Origin of the sequence: Clostridium sp. LS, assembly GCF_002760435.1 — a bacterium.
Taxonomy (GTDB): domain Bacteria; phylum Bacillota; class Clostridia; order Clostridiales; family Clostridiaceae; genus Clostridium.
Genome location: NZ_AUUU01000101.1, coordinates 50,310 through 71,990 on the forward strand (window position 1 = coordinate 50,310; position 21,681 = coordinate 71,990).

Annotated in this window: 19 protein-coding genes; 6 read left to right on the forward strand and 13 right to left on the reverse strand. The window is 29.1% G+C overall.

The window, feature by feature from the left end:
- Positions 1–18: 18 nt before the first annotated feature.
- The 3 genes from COL3_RS20320 to COL3_RS20330 are packed head-to-tail and all read right to left on the reverse strand — an operon-like array spanning position 19 to position 2,705.
- A complete protein-coding gene (locus tag COL3_RS20320; protein WP_008421084.1) occupies positions 19–978 on the reverse strand; it encodes an ABC transporter permease in 960 nt (319 codons plus the stop codon).
- A 29-nt stretch (positions 979–1,007) separates the two neighbouring features.
- Entirely contained in the window at positions 1,008–1,751 is a 744-nt protein-coding gene (locus COL3_RS20325) for an ABC transporter permease (RefSeq protein ID WP_008421085.1), read from the reverse strand.
- 12 nt (positions 1,752–1,763) lie between these two features.
- Positions 1,764–2,705, reverse strand: a complete 942-nt coding sequence (locus COL3_RS20330) for an ABC transporter ATP-binding protein (RefSeq protein WP_008421086.1) — start codon at positions 2,703–2,705, stop codon at positions 1,764–1,766.
- A 245-nt stretch (positions 2,706–2,950) separates the two neighbouring features.
- Between COL3_RS20330 and COL3_RS20335 the strand changes: the two genes are divergently transcribed.
- Positions 2,951–3,814, forward strand: coding sequence for a hypothetical protein (locus COL3_RS20335; protein ID WP_008421087.1), 864 nt, complete (start codon positions 2,951–2,953; stop codon positions 3,812–3,814).
- Positions 3,815–4,152: 338 nt separating this feature from the next.
- On the opposite strand, the gene COL3_RS20340 is transcribed toward COL3_RS20335, so the two are convergent.
- Both COL3_RS20340 and COL3_RS20345 read right to left on the reverse strand, forming a co-directional pair.
- Positions 4,153–4,962: a DUF2935 domain-containing protein gene (locus COL3_RS20340; protein ID WP_008421088.1), complete on the reverse strand. Its 810-nt coding sequence runs from the start codon at positions 4,960–4,962 to the stop codon at positions 4,153–4,155.
- Between the two features lie 132 nt (positions 4,963–5,094).
- On the reverse strand, positions 5,095–6,000 hold the full coding sequence (locus COL3_RS20345) for a ComEC/Rec2 family competence protein (RefSeq protein ID WP_008421089.1): 906 nt from the start codon (positions 5,998–6,000) through the stop codon (positions 5,095–5,097).
- A 305-nt stretch (positions 6,001–6,305) separates the two neighbouring features.
- Here COL3_RS20345 and COL3_RS20350 point away from each other — a divergent pair, with 305 nt between their 5' ends.
- Positions 6,306–7,214: a DMT family transporter gene (locus COL3_RS20350; protein WP_008421090.1), complete on the forward strand. Its 909-nt coding sequence runs from the start codon at positions 6,306–6,308 to the stop codon at positions 7,212–7,214.
- Positions 7,215–7,403: 189 nt separating this feature from the next.
- Here COL3_RS20350 and COL3_RS20355 read toward each other — a convergent pair whose 3' ends face one another.
- From COL3_RS20355 to COL3_RS20375, 5 genes are all read right to left on the reverse strand, one after another.
- Positions 7,404–7,829, reverse strand: coding sequence for a hypothetical protein (locus tag COL3_RS20355; RefSeq protein ID WP_008421091.1), 426 nt, complete (start codon positions 7,827–7,829; stop codon positions 7,404–7,406).
- Between the two features lie 169 nt (positions 7,830–7,998).
- A complete protein-coding gene (locus COL3_RS20360; RefSeq protein WP_008421092.1) occupies positions 7,999–10,206 on the reverse strand; it encodes a heavy metal translocating P-type ATPase in 2,208 nt (735 codons plus the stop codon).
- A 22-nt stretch (positions 10,207–10,228) separates the two neighbouring features.
- Complete coding sequence (locus COL3_RS20365) at positions 10,229–10,594, reverse strand: metalloregulator ArsR/SmtB family transcription factor (protein WP_008421095.1); 366 nt, start codon at positions 10,592–10,594, stop codon at positions 10,229–10,231.
- A gap of 148 nt (positions 10,595–10,742) precedes the next feature.
- Positions 10,743–11,621, reverse strand: a complete 879-nt coding sequence (locus COL3_RS20370) for a cation diffusion facilitator family transporter (protein WP_008421097.1) — start codon at positions 11,619–11,621, stop codon at positions 10,743–10,745.
- Between the two features lie 29 nt (positions 11,622–11,650).
- A complete protein-coding gene (locus COL3_RS20375; RefSeq protein WP_008421099.1) occupies positions 11,651–11,914 on the reverse strand; it encodes a cupin domain-containing protein in 264 nt (87 codons plus the stop codon).
- A 292-nt stretch (positions 11,915–12,206) separates the two neighbouring features.
- On the opposite strand from COL3_RS20375, the gene COL3_RS20380 reads away from it, so the two are divergent.
- Complete coding sequence (locus COL3_RS20380) at positions 12,207–14,231, forward strand: glycosyltransferase family 39 protein (RefSeq protein ID WP_242982161.1); 2,025 nt, start codon at positions 12,207–12,209, stop codon at positions 14,229–14,231.
- Positions 14,232–14,300: 69 nt separating this feature from the next.
- On the opposite strand, the gene COL3_RS20385 is transcribed toward COL3_RS20380, so the two are convergent.
- On the reverse strand, positions 14,301–15,086 hold the full coding sequence (locus COL3_RS20385; RefSeq protein WP_008421103.1) for an HAD family hydrolase: 786 nt from the start codon (positions 15,084–15,086) through the stop codon (positions 14,301–14,303).
- A gap of 157 nt (positions 15,087–15,243) precedes the next feature.
- Here COL3_RS20385 and COL3_RS20390 point away from each other — a divergent pair, with 157 nt between their 5' ends.
- Positions 15,244–16,008 carry a DeoR/GlpR family DNA-binding transcription regulator gene (locus tag COL3_RS20390; protein WP_008421106.1) on the forward strand — a complete coding sequence of 255 codons (765 nt, stop codon included), beginning with the start codon at positions 15,244–15,246 and terminating at the stop codon, positions 16,006–16,008.
- Between the two features lie 170 nt (positions 16,009–16,178).
- On the opposite strand, the gene COL3_RS20395 is transcribed toward COL3_RS20390, so the two are convergent.
- Positions 16,179–16,367 carry a hypothetical protein gene (locus COL3_RS20395; protein WP_008421108.1) on the reverse strand — a complete coding sequence of 63 codons (189 nt, stop codon included), beginning with the start codon at positions 16,365–16,367 and terminating at the stop codon, positions 16,179–16,181.
- A gap of 460 nt (positions 16,368–16,827) precedes the next feature.
- Here COL3_RS20395 and nrdJ point away from each other — a divergent pair, with 460 nt between their 5' ends.
- Positions 16,828–18,921 (forward strand): ribonucleoside-triphosphate reductase, adenosylcobalamin-dependent, encoded by a 2,094-nt coding sequence (gene nrdJ / locus COL3_RS20400; protein ID WP_008421111.1) that lies wholly within the window; start codon positions 16,828–16,830, stop codon positions 18,919–18,921.
- A gap of 234 nt (positions 18,922–19,155) precedes the next feature.
- On the opposite strand, the gene COL3_RS20405 is transcribed toward nrdJ, so the two are convergent.
- Entirely contained in the window at positions 19,156–19,707 is a 552-nt protein-coding gene (locus COL3_RS20405) for a 3D domain-containing protein (RefSeq protein WP_008421113.1), read from the reverse strand.
- A 388-nt stretch (positions 19,708–20,095) separates the two neighbouring features.
- Here COL3_RS20405 and COL3_RS20410 point away from each other — a divergent pair, with 388 nt between their 5' ends.
- Positions 20,096–21,628, forward strand: coding sequence for a sigma-54-dependent transcriptional regulator (locus COL3_RS20410; protein ID WP_008421115.1), 1,533 nt, complete (start codon positions 20,096–20,098; stop codon positions 21,626–21,628).
- Positions 21,629–21,681: the final 53 nt, after the last annotated feature.

The window sequence follows — 21,681 nt, forward strand, 5'->3', positions numbered from 1 at the left end:
CACATATAACAAAATTATCTACATGTAATTATATCTTCTCATTTTATATCTATTAATTAAAAAGGAACAGACTATCATCACTAATGAAACAACAATAACACTAATTATATCAACATAATTTATGCCAATGCCATTTTCCAAAGAAATTGTAAAACTTAAAATATGCTTTTGAGGCATAATATTTCCAATTGTATTAATTAGATTGTTACTTGAGACTGTGAAAAAACTTCCTGCAAGTAAAGTAGTTATAATATTGATCATCGTACCAAGCATACTGGCACTCTCCATCTCCTTTGTGACAGACGACATGAATAGCCCAAAAGCTGAAGACAAGAGTGATAAAACTAATATTATAAATGCTAATTCCAAAGTAGTGACCCTTGTATCTAATTTTAGTAATTCTTTAGATAAAACTGTTATTAATACTGTTGGAACAAAAATCATAAGAAATACTGAAATAAAATGACTTAATACATATTGTTCATACGATATATTTGAACTAATTACCCTCTTTGAAATTCCTTTTTTATCATCAAAGAAAAATCTATAAAGCATTACTCCTAGCAATATTACAAACATAGTTATATATCCAACAATATTAGAAGCTATTCCTCGTTTTTCTCCGTCTTCAAGAGTAACCTTTTCTCCGTTTGCTATTCTTTCTAGTTTATTTTTAAAATCGTTATCTTTAATAGTATCTACAACAGCTCTTCCATCTTCAAAAGATATAACTGCCTCATATTTATTTTTCACTAATTCTGAAATAGGTACTTTAGCTTCAAGCCTAATAACGTTAATTTCGTTACTATTGAAATTCACATCATAATCTCCTACAACACCAATATTAGCTCTTTCAACAAAACTACTTGAAAAATATATAGCTGCTCCTATAACTATTGGAGTAATTATTAGTGGCATTATCAAGTAAGTATTATTTATTATCATTCTATATAAAATTCCTTTTACAACATTTATCATCTTTCTTCACTCCTTACTGCTCAAATGCCCTAAATATAATCCTCTGCCTTATAATTCACATGCATAACAATGAGACTAAATACACTTAGCAAAATTAAGCAAAATATTATATTACTATAATTTTGAAAATTGTTGTCATATATCACATTAAAGGTTAAATCCAATATCCACTTTATAGGCGATAAATTAGCTATACTGCTTACCACTTTTCCTAAGCTGTCCACTGGAAAAAACATTCCAGAAAGAAGTGCAAAAATACTGCCAATATTTGAAAGAATCATATTAGTTAACTCCTCAGTCTTTATAATTACGCAAACCGCCCCACCAATTGTCACTGTAAATAGTAAGAATGTCATAAATAATATGAGAACATATTTAAAATTTCTTCCACCGAAATTAACAATGTTAAAATAATTCATTATTAGCATATTAATAGAAAAACTTATTCCCATAAAGAGAAATGAAGATATAATCTTAGACATATAAATTGAAACTTTTGAAATGGGAGCATAGGCTATTCTAATGTTCCCTTGTCTTAATTTCTTTTCCATAAAGGTATTTGGTGTTATAGTTATAGATGAAATTATTAAATACATCATCATTGTTACCCCATAATAATCATACGAAGTCACTCCTTCTCCGCCATAAAGGCTAGAAAATACAAAACCAAATACCCCTATTAATAACCACGGATAAACAGTACAAACTGTTACAACAACTGGAGTTGCCATTAAATTTCTAAAATCTTGTTTAATTAGCTTCAATAAAATCATAACTTTTCACCTCTAATCCCTTAAATTTTTCCCTGTTAACTTTAAGAATACCATTTCTAAATTTCCTTCTTCGCTTGTTATATGACTTATTTTAATATTTCTATCAATTAAACTAATAATTATCTTATCTAGATTTTCTATTTCTTTAATTGATGTAATTCTTAAACAATTATCAAAAAATTCTACTTTTTGAATCCCTTCTATCTCATAAAAGAAATCAAATTCAAAATTGTCTTTAACCATATCTATGGATATTTTGTAAATTCTAGTATTCTTATAACTTTCCATAAGCTGCGCTATTGTTCCCTGAGCTATTTTAGTGCCACTATCCATTATTATTATTCTATCTGCTATTTCCTCAACTTCTTCCATATAGTGAGTTGTATAAATAATAGTTGTTCCTCTGTCTCTTAACTTTCTAATAGATTCTAAAATATGATTTCTTGATTGAGGATCGATGCCTACAGTTGGTTCATCTAATATTAAAATCTTTGGCTTATGAGCTATAGCGCAAGCAATATTTAGTCTACGCTTCATCCCCCCAGAAAAAGTCACTGGTTTATCATCTTTTCTATCTTCCAAACCTACCACTGTTAATGCTTCCAACACAGAATTCCTTAGTTCTTTGCCACTCAATCCATATAATGAAGCAAAAAATTCAACATTTTTATACGCTGATATCTCTTCGAAAATAGCAAGCTCTTGTGGAACTATCCCAAGTTGTGATTTAATCCTCTTTTTATTATCCTTTATATTTATGCCAAAAAACTTAATCTCTCCATCATCATGTTTTAATATAGTAGAAAGAATGTTTATTGTAGTACTCTTACCAGCACCATTAGGACCTAAAAAACCAAGTATTTCGCCCTTGTATAAATTAAAACTCAAACCATTAACAGCCCTATTTTCCTTATAATATTTTTTTAAATCTTTTACTTCTAAAATTGTTTCCATTATCATCACCTCTGAGATTATAATACTCTCTAGTCCTAGTTCTTGTAATCAACCGAAAGGTTGATTGGATATAGTTAATATATTAAATATCTTGTCTCCTATAATCAACCTTACAGATGCTACATGTAGGTATCTAAAATAAAACTCTATATAATTGTGTTTAAAATAAATGTTGGCAATGTTTAGAAGTGGTATTTTATGGCCATTATTAAAAAGACAATTCAAAACTTATGGAGGTGTTTTTTTTGATTAGAAAAGATAAAAAATTCAAACAATTAGAAAGCTTTATTTCTATATTATTAAAAAATGATGTTTGTCAAAAAAGAAATATAGAAAGTTGTCCTAATTGTCTTGGCCATAAATTTATAAAGTATGGTTCATTTAAAGGAATTCAACGGTATAAATGTAAGGAATGCAAAAAAACATTTTCAAAGACTACAAATTTTATATGGAGCTATTCGAAAAAAGAACCGATTAAATGGATAAAATTCGTTGAATATGTATTAGAAAGAAAATCCCTAAGATTTTGCGCAAAAAAATTAAATATTAGTTTAGTAACAGCATTTTACTGGCGACATAAAATACTACATGGTTTGTTATTTGATAGCGTACCAAATCAATTAATTGGAAATGTATATATTAGTAAAAAACTTATACCTGAAAATTTTAAAGGAAGCAGAAAAATTAACACCCACGTGAGGCATAACATATGGGTAGTTAGTGCTAAAGGATGTGAGGATTCTATGATAGCAACCTCTATTTCAAAAGGCTTTTGGGACTTACGGAGCTTTAATAAGAAAATATATCATTTAATTGATAAAAAATCTTATTTAGTTCCTTATGGAGACAGATACATTTCTTTAGTTGCTAAATCACATAATAAAGAACATACAAAGAAAGTAAAGGATGAAATTAAGATTAAGTTTTTTTCCAATAACCTTGAAAAATGGCTTAAAAAATATCATGGTATTGCAACAAAGTATTTGGAAGAATACTTATCACTTTTTATACTATTTAACTTACATAAGAAATTTAGTTCTCTAAAGCTCTTCAATACATTATCTTTTGATAATAGATTTCTAAAGATAAGTGAAATAGGTATTGAGTAGTAACGTCCAACTCAAATTTATAAAATAAATCTTAATTTATCTCCTCTCTATCTTATTACATTATTTTTCATATACTTTAAATATTTTTTAACAACATTTATGTTAAACACTTATATAGTAAATAAATATCAATATATTTGTTACTAATTATTCTAAGGTAGTTAAAATATTAATACTCCATATTTAAAAAGTACAAAAAAGAGACTTTCCAAAGCAAAGATGAATTAAAACACATTAGTATATTTTTATTAAAATTCCACTAAGTTGTATTAAACATTTGCTTCGAAACTATCTCCTTATTAATGACACAGTGAGAAAAAACTCACATTTTATTATATTTACATCTCAATTCTAGGTTTTGCTGGATCACATTTTGGAGTTTCTATATCAGAAACCATAGAAAGTTTTGTTAGATAATAACATTCTTCTCTAAACATATGGTCCGTCATTAATGGGTAAAGAGTACCTAGAATTTCTTTTTCTAAAATGCCTGCTTCTAATTCTTTTAAAAATTTTTTAAAACAATTCATTATTTCTTCAGCATCAAAATTAAGTTTTCTTAACGCTGGAAATTCGCAAATACCAGTTCTCATATATCCCTTATACTCTATTGCCTTTAGATATAAGTTATCAAATACTTTTGAATATTCCTTGGCCTTTTTTATCAATTCTTTATGAGTCATATCTAAAGTACTAGTTAAAGTTGCGGCATGACCAGATCCATCAGGAAGCCAAAGTAAATGCATATGAATATCTTTACTAGTAGGTATGTTTCCCTTAATTAATTCAGTTAAGATATAAATGTACTCATCTAATTCATTAATCATATGATTTAGGAATGTAGGAGGAAGATTAATGTAAATTTTACCTTTGATTTGTTTGGATAAAATAATTAATTTGAATTCTTTTATCTTTATTGCTGCAGAATAAGATTTGTAATTTAACTCATGAAGTTTTTCCTCAGAAATTAATTTACGAGCCTTATCCAGCATACTATCAAATAAATTAATAAATTCATTTGCTTCTTTAACAAAATATGTTTCTTTTGGTGAAAGCGCATTTAGAATAAACCTAGAATGATCTCCTAAAATTTGTAACCAAAAATTGTGTTCAAAAAGTGCAATTTGGTTAATACTATTATATGCCAAAGTAGGCCTCCAAAATAATTTTTCCTTAATTGTTAGTTTATGATACTTGTACATTTTTTGATACATATATAATAAACTTATTTTTATACAAAATATAATCATATCCACTAATATAATAAGTTTTTATTTATTCTAATTTTCCTTCTTATTGGATTTTTTATTTTCGTTTCCTGGTATATTTGATTTTTTATCCACTGGATTTACATTAAATTTAATATCCTTACCATCAGACGTTGCTATAATTGTACCTTCTAAGTCTGTTCTAAAAACATTAATATTTTTTTCATTAAGTTTATCTAACGTTTCTTTATGTGGATGACCATAATCATTACCTTTTTCGCAGCTTATTACTGCATATTTAGGATTAACTTTATCTAGGAATCCTTGTGTTGTAGATGAACGGCTTCCATGATGGCCAACTTTTAAAACATCAGCTTGTACATCTAATTGTTTTTCTAGTATTTCATTTTCCGATACATCCTGAGCATCTCCCATAAATAAAAAGCTTGTATTCCCATACTTTAATTTGCAGACAATAGAATAATTATTAAGATCATCATACTTACTGCTATTTGGTGCCAAAAATGTAAGCGTTGCATTTCCTATGCTAATTACATCTCCTACTTTAGGCACATTTATTTTTAAATCTTTTACTTTTAGGGCTTTTATCATATTTTCATATGTTTTAGTAGCTGTTGTAACCTTGGGAGCATAGAATGTTCCTACAGTATAATTGTTAATAACATCATCCATACTTCCTATATGATCCTCATGTGGGTGTGTAGCTATAACATAATCTAATGTGGTAATTCCTATAGATTTCAGATAATCTAAAGCCTTCTTATCACTTGTACCTGCATCAATTAAAATATTCTTTCCATCAACTTGTATTAATTCCGAATCTCCTTGTCCAACATCTATATAATGTATTTTTAGGTTTGCCTCAGCTGCAGGTATATCATTTTTTCCACATGAAATTAAAAATAATGAAAATATTACAGAAATTAAAAGACATAATAATTTATTAACTTTTCTCATTTGATTTCCACCTCGCATGATATTAATTGTATATTAGTAAATATTTTTGTCAATAATGGTATTGGATACCTAACCATAACTCACTTCAAACGATAATAAGAGATAGTATAGCTTTAATTGTATATATTGTTTCTTATATCATGCAAATAATAGTTATAAGTTAAAATACTTTGCAGATATTAAAGTTCTATTATATAATGTCAACATGCTTATTTTTAAAAAGAAATTTGTTCATAAAATAAATGTGGTTAAAAGATTTATTAACATCTTAATTTCCTATATTTCTAAACAAAAGAGGAGGTATTATGAATACTAGACGAATTTATTTGCTCTATTTTTTATTATTTATTGGGGTTATTGCCCTGTCAACATCAGCTATTTTTGTTAAGCTTTCAAGTGCTTCTGCACCTATTATAGCTACTTATCGTATGATGTTTTCTGCTTTCATTTTAGCACCTATGTTATTTCTTCATAAAGATAATTTTAAGGAAATGCAAAGATTAACAAAAAACCAATGGCTATTAGGTATTCTTGCTGGTGCTTTTCTTGCATTGCATTATGGACTATGGTTTAAGTCTTTGCGTTTTACATCAATAGCAAGTTCCACAATATTTGTTACTCTTCAGCCTTTGTTTGCATTTATCGGAGGTTATTTTTTCTTTGGTGAAAGGTTAAAAGGTTTTGCTATTGGTGGCGGGATTTTAGCTATCGTTGGCAGCTTTATAATTGGATGGGGAGACTTTAGCATTGGAGGTACATCTATATACGGAGATGCACTTGCTTTATTAGGTGCTGCTACAATAACAGTTTATTTTTTTATTGGTCAACACTTAAGAAAACATTTATCTCTTGTTCCATATGCTTTAATTGCTTATTCATCCAGTGCGTTATTTTTGCTTATATATTCTTTGATACTTAGATACCCATTAACTGGCTATCCTTCATCAGACTGGATATACTTTTTCGGTTTAGCATTTGTTTCAACAATTTTAGGACAAACTATATTTAACTGGCTAATAAAGTGGTTAAGCACTTCAACAATCTCAATGAGTATTTTAGGCGAACCAATTGGCACATGCATATTAGCATTCTTTATTCTTGGTGATACAATTACTCTGAAGCAGCTAATTGGTTCCATGACTATTCTATTTGGTATCTTTTTATTTTTAATATATAATCAAAAAGCTACTAACCCAGAAATTGAAGACCACTAAATTATATTTTAATATATGATTTCCTAACTCTATAAACAAAATAAGTAAAAAACCTAATAGATAAAGAGATAGTATTGAATTTTAACATATCTAATACTATCTCTACTTTTTTACTTCTTATTCTTATTTCTATATTAATAAGACGTAAAACTCAATATTCTCTTAATTATTTAATTTACTTTTTGCTAATTAACATCTGATTCGCCTTATACAATCTATAGCATCTTCTCTTGTATTTTCGCATCCAGCTCTTTCACCTTGTTCAAATCCTTCGCAAAATCCGTCTTCGAAACCATCTTCAACACCATCACAATATCCATTATTATAACCTGCATTATAAGCATCTTCTAATGCATCTGCTCCAGGGTAAGGTCTTCTTCTGCATCTATTAACGTTTGCTCCAAGAGTACCAGTATTATTCCTACAATTGTTAACATTTGCTCCAAGTGTTCCGGCATTATTCCTGCAGTTGTTTACATTTGCTCCGAGGGTTCCGGCATTATTCCTACAGTTGTTTACATTTGCTCCGAGGGTTCCAGCATTATTCCTACAGTTGTTTACATTTGCTCCGAGGGTTCCAGCATTATTATATCTTCTACGACATCTGCAACTCATTTTTTTCTCCTCCGTACTTTATAATTTGATATATTTGTTTAAAAGTTACCTAATGTTATACTATGCAGGAAATATAAAATTTGCTATCACTTAAAATAAACTGCATTTGTATTTTTATATTATCAACATAAAAAATGCAGCCAAATTAATGACTGCATTCTTCACCAAATTAAAAATTGTCTACCTTCATAGCTCTCATAGCATTTAAAACTGCTAGAAGAGCAACTCCAACATCGCCAAATACTGCTTCCCACATAGTACCGAGTCCAAAAGCTACAAGTACTAAAATTACAAGTTTAATACTTAAAGCAAAAATAATATTCTGCATTACTATATTTCTTGTTTTCTTTGCTATTTTTATAGCTGATGCAATTTTGGAAGGTTCGTCAGTCATTATAACAACATCAGCCGCCTCTATTGCAGCATCTGAACCAACCCCGCCCATTGCTATTCCGATATCTGCCCTAGCTAAAACAGGAGCATCATTTATGCCATCACCAACAAATACAACTTTGCCCTTAGGTGATTTTTCTTCAAATAATAGTTCAAGCTTTTCTACTTTTTGGTCTGGTAATAATTCAGCATGAACTTCATCCAAGCCTAATTCTTTAGCAATTTTAGTTCCAACTACCTTATTATCACCTGTAAGCATTACTGTTTTCTTTACTCCAATATCTTTTAATGCTTTTATAGCTTTTTTAGAATCTTCTTTAACTTCGTCCGATATAACTATATACCCGGCATATTTTTTTTCTATTGCAATATGAACTACAGTACCTATAGTTTCAACTTGTTTATATTCTATAGCTTCTCTATCCATTAATTTATAATTACCAGCAAGTACTTCCTTACCTTCAAGGATTGCTTTAACACCATGACCTGATATTTCTTCGTAATTATTTATCTTATCTCTTATTATTTCCTTATCATATGCCTTTAGAATAGATGTTGCTATTGGATGATTTGAATAATTTTCTGCATAAGCAGCACAAGCTACAAGTTCATCTTTAGTAATATTATTTTCTGGTTTAATTTCTGTTACTTTAAATATTCCTTTTGTAAGTGTTCCTGTTTTATCAAATACAACCATTTCGACATCATTTAGGGCTTCAAGGTAATTTCCACCTTTAACCAATATCCCATTTTTTGATGCCCCTCCTATTCCTCCAAAGAAACCAAGAGGTATAGATACAACTAAGGCACAAGGACAAGAAACAACCAAAAATGCTAGTGCTCTGTAAACCCACTCTGAAAATGTTGCTCCTTGTATTATAAAAGGTGGAATTATAGCTAGTGCTAATGCTGCAAAAACAACAGCGGGTGTATAAAACCTCGCAAATTTTGTTATAAAATTTTCTGTTGGTGCTTTCTTGCTGCTTGCATTTTGGACTAAATCTAATATTTTTGAAACGGTAGAATCACCAAATTCCTTCTCTACCTTTATTGTCAAAAGTCCGCTCTTGTTTATAACTCCACTTAGAATATCATCCCCCATCCCTACCTCTCTTGGGACAGACTCACCAGTTAATGCAGCAGTATCAACCATTGAATTTCCTTCGATTATTTTACCATCTAAAGGAACTTTCTCTCCTGGTTTCACTACTATTACGTCGCCTATTCTAACATCTTCCGGATCTACTTTTCTTATATCATTATTTTCCTTTAAATTAGCAAAATCCGGTCTAATATCCATAAGCGCTGAGATAGATTTTCTTGAGCGATTAACCGCCATATCTTGAAACATTTCTCCTATTTGATAGAAAAGCATAACTGCAACGCCTTCTGGGTATTCACCTATAGCAAAAGCACCAATAGTTGCTATACTCATTAAGAAGTTTTCATCAAACACTTGACCTTTTATAATATTTCTAAAAGCACCTAAAATTACTTCTCCACCTATTAGAATATAACTTGTCAGATATAACAATAATTCCATTGGATTAGAAAGCTTCATTACAGTTGCTATTCCAAAAATTATTGCACCAATTATTAACCTAATAATTTCACTTTTATTATTTTCTTCAGCAACTTCTTCAGCTTTATTTTTTAAGTTATTACTTTTGCTACCTATTACAACCACTTTTACATCGGGTTCTATTCTCTTAACTATTTTCTTAACATTATCTATAATATCATTTAGCTTTAATGAATCTTCTATTTCAAGTATAAGCTTAGTTGAAATAAAATCTACCATTGCAGATTTAACCCCATCTATATTACTTGATTCTCTTTCTATTTTAGCAGCACAATTACCACAGCATAATCCTTCAAGTAAAATCTCTTTTTTTATAAATTCTTTTTTACCTTTATTAGATTCATTCTTAATTGATAATTTTGCATTAACTGGACTAGTAGTTATTTTTATATTACTTGCCATAATTATTCCCCCAATCTAAAACTTATTTTTTCTCAGATATATGAATTAGCCCCTGATTGAAAATACTTTTAACATGATCATCATCCAATGAATAATAAACTACTTTACCATTTCTTTTATATTTTACTAGTCTCGCTTGCTTCAACACTCTTAACTGATGTGAAATGGCTGATTGTGTCATTCCAAGTAATGCTGCAATATCGCAAACGCACATTTCTGCTTCAGCTAGTGCCCATAATACTTTTATTCTTGTTGAATCTCCAAGTACTTTAAATAAATCAGCTAAATCATAAAGAGTTTCTTCTTCTGGTATAGCTTCCTTAACTTTATTAATTATATCCTCATGGATTATTGTACAATTACAAACTTCAATATTATTATTTTCCATATTTATCACTCTCTTTACTTGAACATATGAATATCTATTCATATATTCATTATATGCAATACATATATATTTTGTCAATTGAATTGAGAATAATTTTCAAGTTTTCCAAACAACTAAAATAGAGCTATGGTATTCTCCATAACTCCATCTATAGCTCATTATTATCAGGTTCAACGTGGACAACTACATCAGTAATTTCAAATTCTATTCTCAATTTTTCATCAATTTTTTCAGTAATACTATGTCCTTCAGCTACTGTTAGTTCAGAACTTACCTTTACTATAACATCAAGTAGAATATTATTTCCATGAACACGAGCTCTTATGTCCTTAATATCCTTAACTCCCTGTACCTTCTTTATAGTTTGTGTTATATTCTCAAGCTTTTCCTTGCTGAACCCATCAGAAAGATTATGAGAAGCTTCTCTAAATATATCCCATCCTGTTCTTAAAATTAAAATACTTACAATTACAGCAGCAAGAGGATCTATCCAAGGCAATCCAAATTGAGAAGCTATAATTCCAATAGTAGTACCAACACCTACCCATGCATCAGAAAGATTGTCTTTCGCAGCAGCCATAAGACCGGAACTATTTATTTTTATAGCAATTTTTTTATTGTATCTATATACCATATATATTACAATTGCGCAAAAAATCGCAACAGCTGCAGATACTAAGTCAGGAGCTTGTGCTCTAAAAAAAATAACCGATTTAATAGCGTTATACAATACATCCATTCCAACAGCAAGCATAATTAAGGATGCAATTAAAGATGCTATTGTCTCGGCTCTAAAATGCCCATAAGGATGATCATCATCAGCCGGCTTTCTAGATATTTTAAGTCCAATTAATACTGCAAATGACGCTATTATATCTGTAGTATTATTTACCCCATCAGCTAGTAATGCCTCAGATTTTGCTAAATACCCTATACCAAGTTTTAACAAGGATAAGGTAATATACGCTATAATACTCACTCTTGCACCGCGTTCTGCTAGCTTTAGATTATTATAATTCCCCTCCATGCTTTCCCTCCTTATTTTAAAATAATATTTTACTGTTCCACAGCTGGAATTAGGAACGAAGCTACATATAAATCGCTATCAGAACGAAGAGCATGCATAACTCCTGCTGGAACAATAAAAACCTTTCCTACTGCTAATTCTATTTCACTATCATCAAGTACACCAAACCCTTCGCCTTTAATACAATAAAAAACTTCATCATGTTTTGGATGATTATGTAACTCGACCTTTTTATCTGCTGGAATATGATATACGTTATTTAAAATTGAGCTTTTAAAATTTTCTAAATCCATAATAATTTCTCCTTTGAATTAATATAAAATATTATTTATTTTATTATGAGTAATTTCTCTATATAAAATTCTTATTAAAAAAATGTGAATATCATACTTCGTTTTTATTATGAGATCCAATTTCCACTTAACATGTTTGCTCGGATATTCCATAATAATGCATTTATAATTAAAATGTTATTAATTCTTAATATTTATGTCACAGATTATGATATGTTATTATGCTATAATTTACACAAATTCATTTAATATTGCTATTCTACAAAATTTTTTCACTAAAGGAAGTGATTCTTTGAAGAAAATTAAAATTCTAGGCATAAAAACTTTCAATATTTTAAAATCTAATTATCAACTTTGCATGATATTACTATTATCCTCAATTCTTAATTTCTTAAATTTAGGAATTGAAGGATATGCAAATGAATATTATGCTGCTGGCATAAAAAGCATGACAATGAGTTTAAAAAATTTTTTCTTTGTTTCCTTTGATCCTTCTGGTTTTGTAACTATTGATAAGCCTCCAGTTGGCTTTTGGATACAAGCTATAAGTGCGAAGATATTTGGTTTTAGCGGCTTAAGTATTATTTTTCCTCAAGCTTTAGCTGGCATTATATCAGTAGGACTTTTATACTATACTGTTAATAGATCTTTTGGTAAAAAAGCAGGTCTTATTGCTGCATTATGCCTATCAATAACTCCTATTTTTGTTGCTGCAAGCAGAAATAACACAATAGATAATCTACTTGTTTTAACCTCAATAATATCATGCTTATTACTATCATTAGCAGCAGAAAAAGGAAGTCTGAAATACTTATTAATAAGTTTAGCTTTTGTAGGAATAGGATTTAATATAAAAATGTTGGAAGCTTATATGATATTACCAGCACTTTATATAACCTATTTATTCGCATCATCTATTTCAATAAAAAGAAAAATACAACACCTTTTATTGGGAACTGTAATTCTAACAGTTTTTTCATTTTCTTGGGCAGTAATTGTAGATTTAGTACCTGCTCAAAATAGACCTTTTATAGGAAGCAGCACTAATAATACTGTTACCGAACTAATTGCTGGTCATAATGGAGCAGAAAGATTGAATTTTTCAATTAAATTCCCAGGAATCAATAAAAGTTCGCCTTCTAATTTATCGTCAAGCTCTAAAACAACTAATGTTAATAATGATCCAGGTCAAACCACCAAAAATGCAATAAACAATGAAAGTATTTCAACTAATGGAAATCCAGGAGTTACAAGACTATTTTCTGAAAATAATTTATCAGATCAAATAAGCTGGTTTTTACCCTTGGCATTGCTTGGGCTAATTGCCTCAATAATTAATCAGAAATATAGAAAAGTGGTTGATAAGCGAAAACAGCTAAATACTCTATTATGGGGAATGTGCTTAATTCCCGAGTGTATATATTTTAGTTATATAAAAAGCATTGGTCATGCTTACTACTTAACAATGATGTCACCTTCAATTGCTGCATTAGTTGGAATAGGTATTGTAACCATGTTGGAACTTTATAAGGAAGGTGGAGTTAAAGCATGGATATTGCCAATATCAATGCTTGTAAATGGGGCAATTGAATCATTAATACTCTCCTATTACGAATTATATTATATTGCCAAAGAATTAATTTTAGTTATCGGAGTATTTTCATTTTTTTCTTCATTAATACTAATTATATGTATTTTTATTAAAAATACAGAAGATCAGAAAATAAAGAGACAATATATTTTTAAAAAGGTACTTTTAGCTGTAGCTTTTACAGGATTATTAATAGCCCCTTCTTTCTGGTCATTTACAACAGTGGTTTATCGAATGTCAGGTGGATCCCCAGCAGCTGGATTAAGATTAGTCAATACTAAGAACCATGAACTCGATGCAAAAGATTGGTTTTTACCAATGAAAAATAGCACTAATTCTACTACAGAGAAATTAATTAGCTTTTTGAATGCACATAAAACAGATGGAAAGTATTTACTTGCAGTAGAAAAAGCCAATGACATTTCTGACTTAATAGTAAAAACTGGTGATCCAGTAATTGCAATTGGTGGCTTTAGTGGAAAGGATAAAATTCTAACCTTAGATGAGTTTAAAAGTATGGTACGAAGTGGAGAAATAAAATATGCATTATTGAGAAATGGAGAAAATGAAAATAAAGAAATAGATGATTGGATAAGAAAAAATGGAGAAAGATGGGACTTAAGCGGTTCCGCGTTGCCTCCAAGTGCAAAAAATTCAAAATCAAAAAATGAGAATGAAGATAATGAAGATTCTATAATTATATATGAATTAGATAAAAGTCTTTAATTGGTTCTTTCCCTAAAAGTTTTATGAATAAAGCAGCGGTTTTATAATTTGAAAAACCGCTGCTTAAATTTATAACATACATTCTTCTATTTCTAAAGCTACCCCGTCGTTTATTACTGTATCTGTTACTTTATTAGCATAGCCTTTAACAAATTCCTCAGCATTACCCATAGCTATTCCACATCCAACTGTAGATAGCATTTCTATATCATTTTTTCCATCACCAAAGGCATAACTGTTTTCTATTGGAATATTTAGATAATCCAGAACTTTTAAAATTCCTGAAGCTTTTGAGTTTGATTTTGAGTAAAGTTCAAATGAACCTCCTTCTTCATTATGAACATAATCAAAAACACCATTTCCCAAAGATAAGCAATAATCTATTCCTTTTTTATGATTGCATAACATTTCAATTTTGTATATATCTACCTCTTCTAAATTATAATTACCTTCTAAATACTTCTTAGATATATTATATAAGTCATAAAATGAATGCAGTTTTTTATATTCGTCTTTAATGTAAGAATATTTTTCTCCCTGCAAGATATATTGAATTTCAAACTTTTCAAAATTATAAACTATATCTTTTATAATATCCTTCCTTATTGCTTCTTTATATATACATTTATCTTTGACTTTTACATAGGCTCCATTTGTAAGGACAAAACCATCAAAACCAAAATTACATAAAGCTTCATTTAAAAAAGCATAGGGCCTGCCAGTTGCAATAAAAGCATAATTTCCATTTTCCTGCAATTTACGAATTGCCTTCTTTACTCTTGGTGTAATATCTGTTATCCCATTTAAACAATCAATTAAAGTACCGTCTATATCAAAAAATACTGCTTTTTTCATACTATCTTCCCCCATAATAGTTTATTCCTGTTTTCTACAATTCATTATCATTTAATATCATTTTATTTTACTTATTCGCAATTGTCAATTAATCTAATTGCATTTTAATACTTTCCTTGTTAAAATGAAATTAAATGCGAATAAATTGGAGGAACTTATGTTTATTGAGGAACGACACAAACATATTTTAGATTTATTAGAGAAAGACGGGAAAGTATTAGTTAAAGATTTAAGTGCACAATTTGAAGTAAGCGAAAGTATGATTCGAAAAGATCTTCAAGTTTTAGAAAAGAATAACCTTCTTCAACGTACATATGGTGGCGCTATTAATATAAAACGTACTATAGTAAATGGTGAGAGTTTCTTTAAAAGAGTTGAAAAAGATACTAACTTAAAGGAAGTAATTGCTCAAAAAGCATTTGAACAAATTAAAGAAGCTGATACCATTTTTTTAGATGCCTCAAGTATTACCTATATACTTACAAAGCTGCTTATACAAAATAATAAAAGTGTAACCTTAATCACGAATATGGTTGAAATATCATCTATGATTAATTTAGATTCAAAAATTCATGTTATATTTATAGGTGGCGATTACAATCCCCTTGTAGGAGGTAATATAGGTTCACATTCTATTGAGCAAATTAAACTTTATCGTTGTAATAAAGCATTTATAGGCTGCAGTGGTATAGATCTCAAGGATGGAAGTGTTAGCACAGGTGAATCTGAGGATGCAGGTACTAAAAAGGCTATTATGAGTATATCAAGAGAACTATATTTAATGGCACCAAACGAAAGATTCAATTTGGATGGAATTTTTAACTTTTCTAATATAACAGATTTTAACAGCATAATAACTGAAGCTCCCCCCAATAACACTATTATGGCTTTGCTTGGGCAATATAATGTTAACCTAATATAATAAAAATAATCCAAGAAAAAATTTTCCTTGGATTATTTTTATTAATTTTAATTTAGATTAAGGATTCTTTTGCTAATTTATTTTATTCAATTTGCTCCTAAATATGCATATATTAAAAAATTTCTATTAGCTGCCCTTTGGGAGTTTGTCCTATGTAATATAAATAAATGCTAGTTAAGAATAAACTTGCTAATACTATGTAATACCTTTAATTTTATTTCCTCATCATTTCTTGCTTTTTCAAATACTCTTTCTAGATTATTGTTTTTGTATGATTCATAGCATTCTAATTTTAAGTACATTTCAACTGCATTAACTAACTCTTTTTCTTTATGCAAAATATCAATTACGTTTTTCATTTTTTTCTCTCTCCCCTAACTTAATATAGCTATATTTTATATATCGTTAAATATTTTTACACCTTAAATAGTATTAATATGCTTTAAAAAGAACTTATGTTCGCTTATATATTACAACTTTTGGGCTATTTTGTAAATACCCTATGACCACTATTCCAACTAAATAATAATATCACGCCTTTTCATATTTTAGTGTGACAAATATCACAATTTTACTAATGAATATGTTCCAATGCTCCAGTATAATTTTATATTTTACTCTATACCCCCTTTCTTCAAAATAGCAGGACAAGTCTATATATAGTGTTTTTTTATTTTCCTAGCACAACATATTGTATTTCTCATTAAAATGCATTAAAATAATAATATCCCTTTTACTTGAAAATATTATAACTAAAAAGAATACTAGGATTAATAAGTAAATCTTAGATTATTCGGAAACAAAACTGGAGGAATATACATGAGTGAAATATTATCAGAAGCTTTTTTGAGCAAATATAAAGAATTGGAGAATACACCATTAAGCGCTATAGGTGAATTTGTTTACCTAAGAACTTATTCAAGGTATTTAGATGATAAGAAAAGAAGAGAAAATTGGTTTGAAACAGTTCTTAGAACAACTAAATATAATATTGAGCTTGGTATAGACTTTAAGAAGAAGCATGGATTTCATATAAATTTACAAGATGAAATTAAGGAAGCAGAACTTCTATTTGATAACCTATTTAATTTAAGGACTTTTACATCAGGAAGAACTCTTTATATGGGTGGAACAGATATAGTCAAAGAGTATCCTCTTTCAAATTATAATTGTTCCTTTACAATGATTGAGGAATTCCATGATTTTGTAGATATATTTTATCTATTAATGGTTGGTTCAGGTGTAGGTGTTAGAATTGATAAGGAATTAATAATTAAAATGCCTAAAATAAGAAAAATATCTGTAGCAGGAGAATATTCTGAAGGTGTTCATAAATATATGCCAAAAGAATATATGGAAGATACAAAGTTAATTTTAGATAAAGATGAACCATCTACAGCTACAATTAAAATTGGTGATAGCAAAGAAGGCTGGTGCAATGCTTTAGAAACTTATTTCAAATTAGTTACATTACCAGAATATATAAATATAAAAAAAGTAGTATTCGATTATAGTTATGTAAGACCTGAAGGTGAAAGACTTAAAAGATTTGGAGGAAGAGCATCTGGTCATAAATCTTTAAAAAGAATGTTTGAGAAAATTAATAAGGTTTGCAGTAATCTTATAGATGGATCTTTAAAATCAATTGATGTTCTTGATATAGCGACTATAATAAGCGAAAATGTTGTCTCTGGTGGAGTTAGGCGTAGCGCCATGATGATTATTTGCGATGAAGATGACAAAGATGTTATTAACGCAAAAAGCAATCTTTATAAGATAGTAAGTGGAAATTGGATTGAGAATTTAGAAGTTTCGCATCGAAAAATGAGCAACAATTCTGTTTTATATAAAGAAAGACCATCGCTAGATAAAATAAAACAAATATTAAATTCCATAAAAATAAATGGTGAACCTGGTTTTATTAATGGAGCTGAAGCTAAAAAGAGGAAGAGGACGTTTAAGGGCTGCAATCCATGTGGTGAGATATTACTTAATTCTCACCAATGTTGCAATTTATCAACTAATAACTTAGTATCTTTTGTAGATAAGGATAATGAGCTAGATGTAAAGCACCTAGAAGAAGTACTTAAACTATCTACACGAGTTGCAATTAGGATGACCTTAGTAAATGTTGAACTTCCAAATTGGAATGAAGTTATGCAATCAGATAGAATTGTTGGAATTTCTTTGACCGGTATGATGGATATGCTGAACAAAACAAATATGGATTATAATAGCTTAGGAAAATTACTAAAACATCTAAGAGAAGTTGTTAGAAATGAAGGTACCCGATATTCCAACGAACTCGGAATTTCAGCGCCTGAGCTTATGACAACAATTAAGCCGGAAGGCTCTCTTTCAACACTGCCATGTGTAAGTTCAGGTATACATTATTCACATTCAAATTATTACATTAGAAGAGTTAGAATTTCTGTGTCTGATCCATTATATAAAATGATTGAAAAACTAAAATGCTATCCTATATTTAATGAAAATGGCCAAAATGATGAAAACTGTACAACGAAAGTTATTGAGTTTCCTATAAAAGCTCCCGAAGGAAAAACAAAATATGATGTTGGAGCTATAGAACAACTTGAACTATACAAATTATCAATGATGAACTGGACTGATCATAATACTTCTATAACTGTACACGTAAAAGATGATGAATGGGATGATGTAGCAGATTGGTTATATAATAATTTTGACTACGTCGTTGGAATAACTTTCCTTCCATTAATGGATGAAACCTACCCTCTTTTGCCTTATGAATCTATAAGCAGAGAAGAATACGAAAAGCGACTAAAGAATATAAAACCAATAGACTATGAATTATTAGCAGAACTTGATGACGATGAAGAACATGAAATAATCGATAAAGAATGTGCTAATGGAGTTTGCCCTGTGCGATAATAATATTTATAAAAACTACCGCTTAAAAGTGCAGCCTTTGTTATAAGCAAATAATACATTATAAAACAAAAACCACACATACGTAAATAAATACTTCTTTATAGTATGTGTGGTTTTTATCTTAAATTGTTAATAAATAATTTAAAAGGCATTTTTTAATCCGCCGTTAATTAAAATCCCAGTAAAGGATTACGTATTTTTACTCAAGAATTAGTATATATTTTAATTTGAACATTAATCTATTAAATAAATTGTTGTATATTTCCTTCCAAATTGCACTGCTTCTTCATAAGTTGGTACCCAAACATCTATTACATAAGTACCATCCTTTTTAATTTTAATTGCTCCACCTCTATCTTCGACATCAAAAATACCATCGGCTTTATAATTTTTTAACTCTGGAATGTAAATTTTACTTCCAAGAGGAATTTTCGATGGAGCTGCAATAACACCTACTCTTGTTTTTGTCTGCATTGCTGTTTGTGATCCCCATTCTCCTGAACATTTAGGATCATTAGAGTATGCAGTTAATTCAGCTTTTATCGGCGTACCTATCGGATTTTGATTTTCTTGAGATTTTGACGATGCAGTTTCAACCTTTTCATTTTCTACTGGTGTTTTATTCAAGTTATTGGATGAAATATCAGTGTATCCTTCTGCTGGATCTTTATGCCCTTCACTTTCAGCATTTTCCATCTTAGAACTTTCTTCATACTTGCTTGCAACAACTTTGTTTACCACATTTTTTTTTTGCTCAGCACTTGAATAATTGGTTCCAAGATTCATTAAAAATATTCCTAAGAGAATAAATGCTCTTAGTATATTTCAATTTAGTTTAAACAAATAACCACTCCTTGTGTTTTATTTGCACCCTATTAATTTACATATTTTAGGCTGCATTAGTCACCGATATGGTATTGCTATCTATTATAGCCTACAAATCATTTAATTACACAAGTAATTTATGTTTATAATAGATAAAGAATCTATATTTACATATGTAAGGATCATACACAGTGGTTTTTAGCATATATTCTGGTAATTAAGCCACAATTTTATTTCTTAGTAATCATAGTTTTTAACATATTAAAACACCTCATAATTTATTAGAAAATATAAACTACATATTAATTTTGATATAATAAAACCATAATAAATAATGGAGAAAATAACTATGAAAATAAAGATTCTTTTTTTAGCGCCCTACTTAGGCTTAAAGGACCTGGTAATGTCAATTTTAGATGAATACAAAGATATTCAAATAGATGTTTATCAAGGGAATTATGAAAAGGGCCCAAAACTTATACAAGAACTAAAGGCAGAAAAAAATTATAACGCTATTATAACAAGGGGTGGTACAGCCGAAATCTGCAGAAAGATAACAAAATTACCTATTATTGAAGTTTACATAAATGCCTTTGATATCCTTAGGATTTTAAAATTATCCCAAGGTTATCAAGGAAAGAAAATATTTTTAGCTTATCCAAGTATCAGTAAGTCTTTTAAGCAGTTAAGTGAATTCTTAGGATATTCCATAGAGTCACAGTGTTATAATCAGCATAAAGATATAAATAATATTATAGATGAATTAAAAAATGAAAGCTACGAACTTGTCATTGGAGATAATACTGTTTATGAAACAGCACAAGAATTTGGAATAAACAGCATATTGCTTACAAGCGGAATAGAAGGCGTTCGAAGTGCTATTGATGAAGCTATAAGATTATGCAATGCTATAGTTAAAGATAAGGAAAAAGCACTTGAAGTTAACGATTATATAGATGATAAAAATCTGGATGATGGTAGTACTCATGATTTTATACAAATTTTTAAGGGCCATGAAATTTCGCCAAGTCATATTCATACAGTATTTCCCCAAACAATTTTATCTCAAATAATAGAATTAAGTAATACACCTCTTCCAACTATCATAACTGGTGAAGATGGAATGTGTAAAAGCGATGTAGGATATTTATGCACCTGCTATGGACCTCAAAAAAGGAAAAATTTATTATGTGTAGGCTGTTACTTAATATCAGAAGATTATGACTATGATTTACTAAATAATGTTATAATTGAGCATTTATATAATGAAGGTGGAACTTTATTCTTAGAAGATATAGATACATTAAATAAAGAAGGACAAAAGAAAATAGCTAATATATTAAAGAAATTAAATAAAAATAATGATATTAAAATAATCGCCTCTTGTGAACTTCCTGTGGAAATTTGTGTAAGCAACGGAAACCTCTTAAAACAACTTCGTTCAATTTTAGATGAAGTTAGAATAGAACTATTGCCTTTTAGAAATTATAGCAGTGAAATAACTAATATGGTTAGCATGTACCTTGCTAAGTTAGATGTAAGATGCTCAAGTCAAATTGTTGGAGTAAAAGACAACGGAATAAAATTGCTATGCAATTATGAATGGCCAGAAAACATAAGACAATTTATGAGAGTAATAAACCAGTTAACTCTAACATGTAATGGCTCCTATATTGGAATTAGTGAAATTAAAAATACATTAAGAATAGAACGTAATAATCACAAAGAAGCCTCCTTAGTTCCAATTGATCTTAGTGGAAGCTTAAGAGATATTGAAGCGCGTATTATTGAGTATGTAATGATACAAGAAGGTATGAATCAGGTAAAAGTTGAAAAAAGATTAAAAATTGGTCATAGTACTTTATGGCGAAAATTAAAATAGTTTCAAAATGAAACAAAATCCTATGTTAGTCTGTTGAAAGCGTAATTATCCCT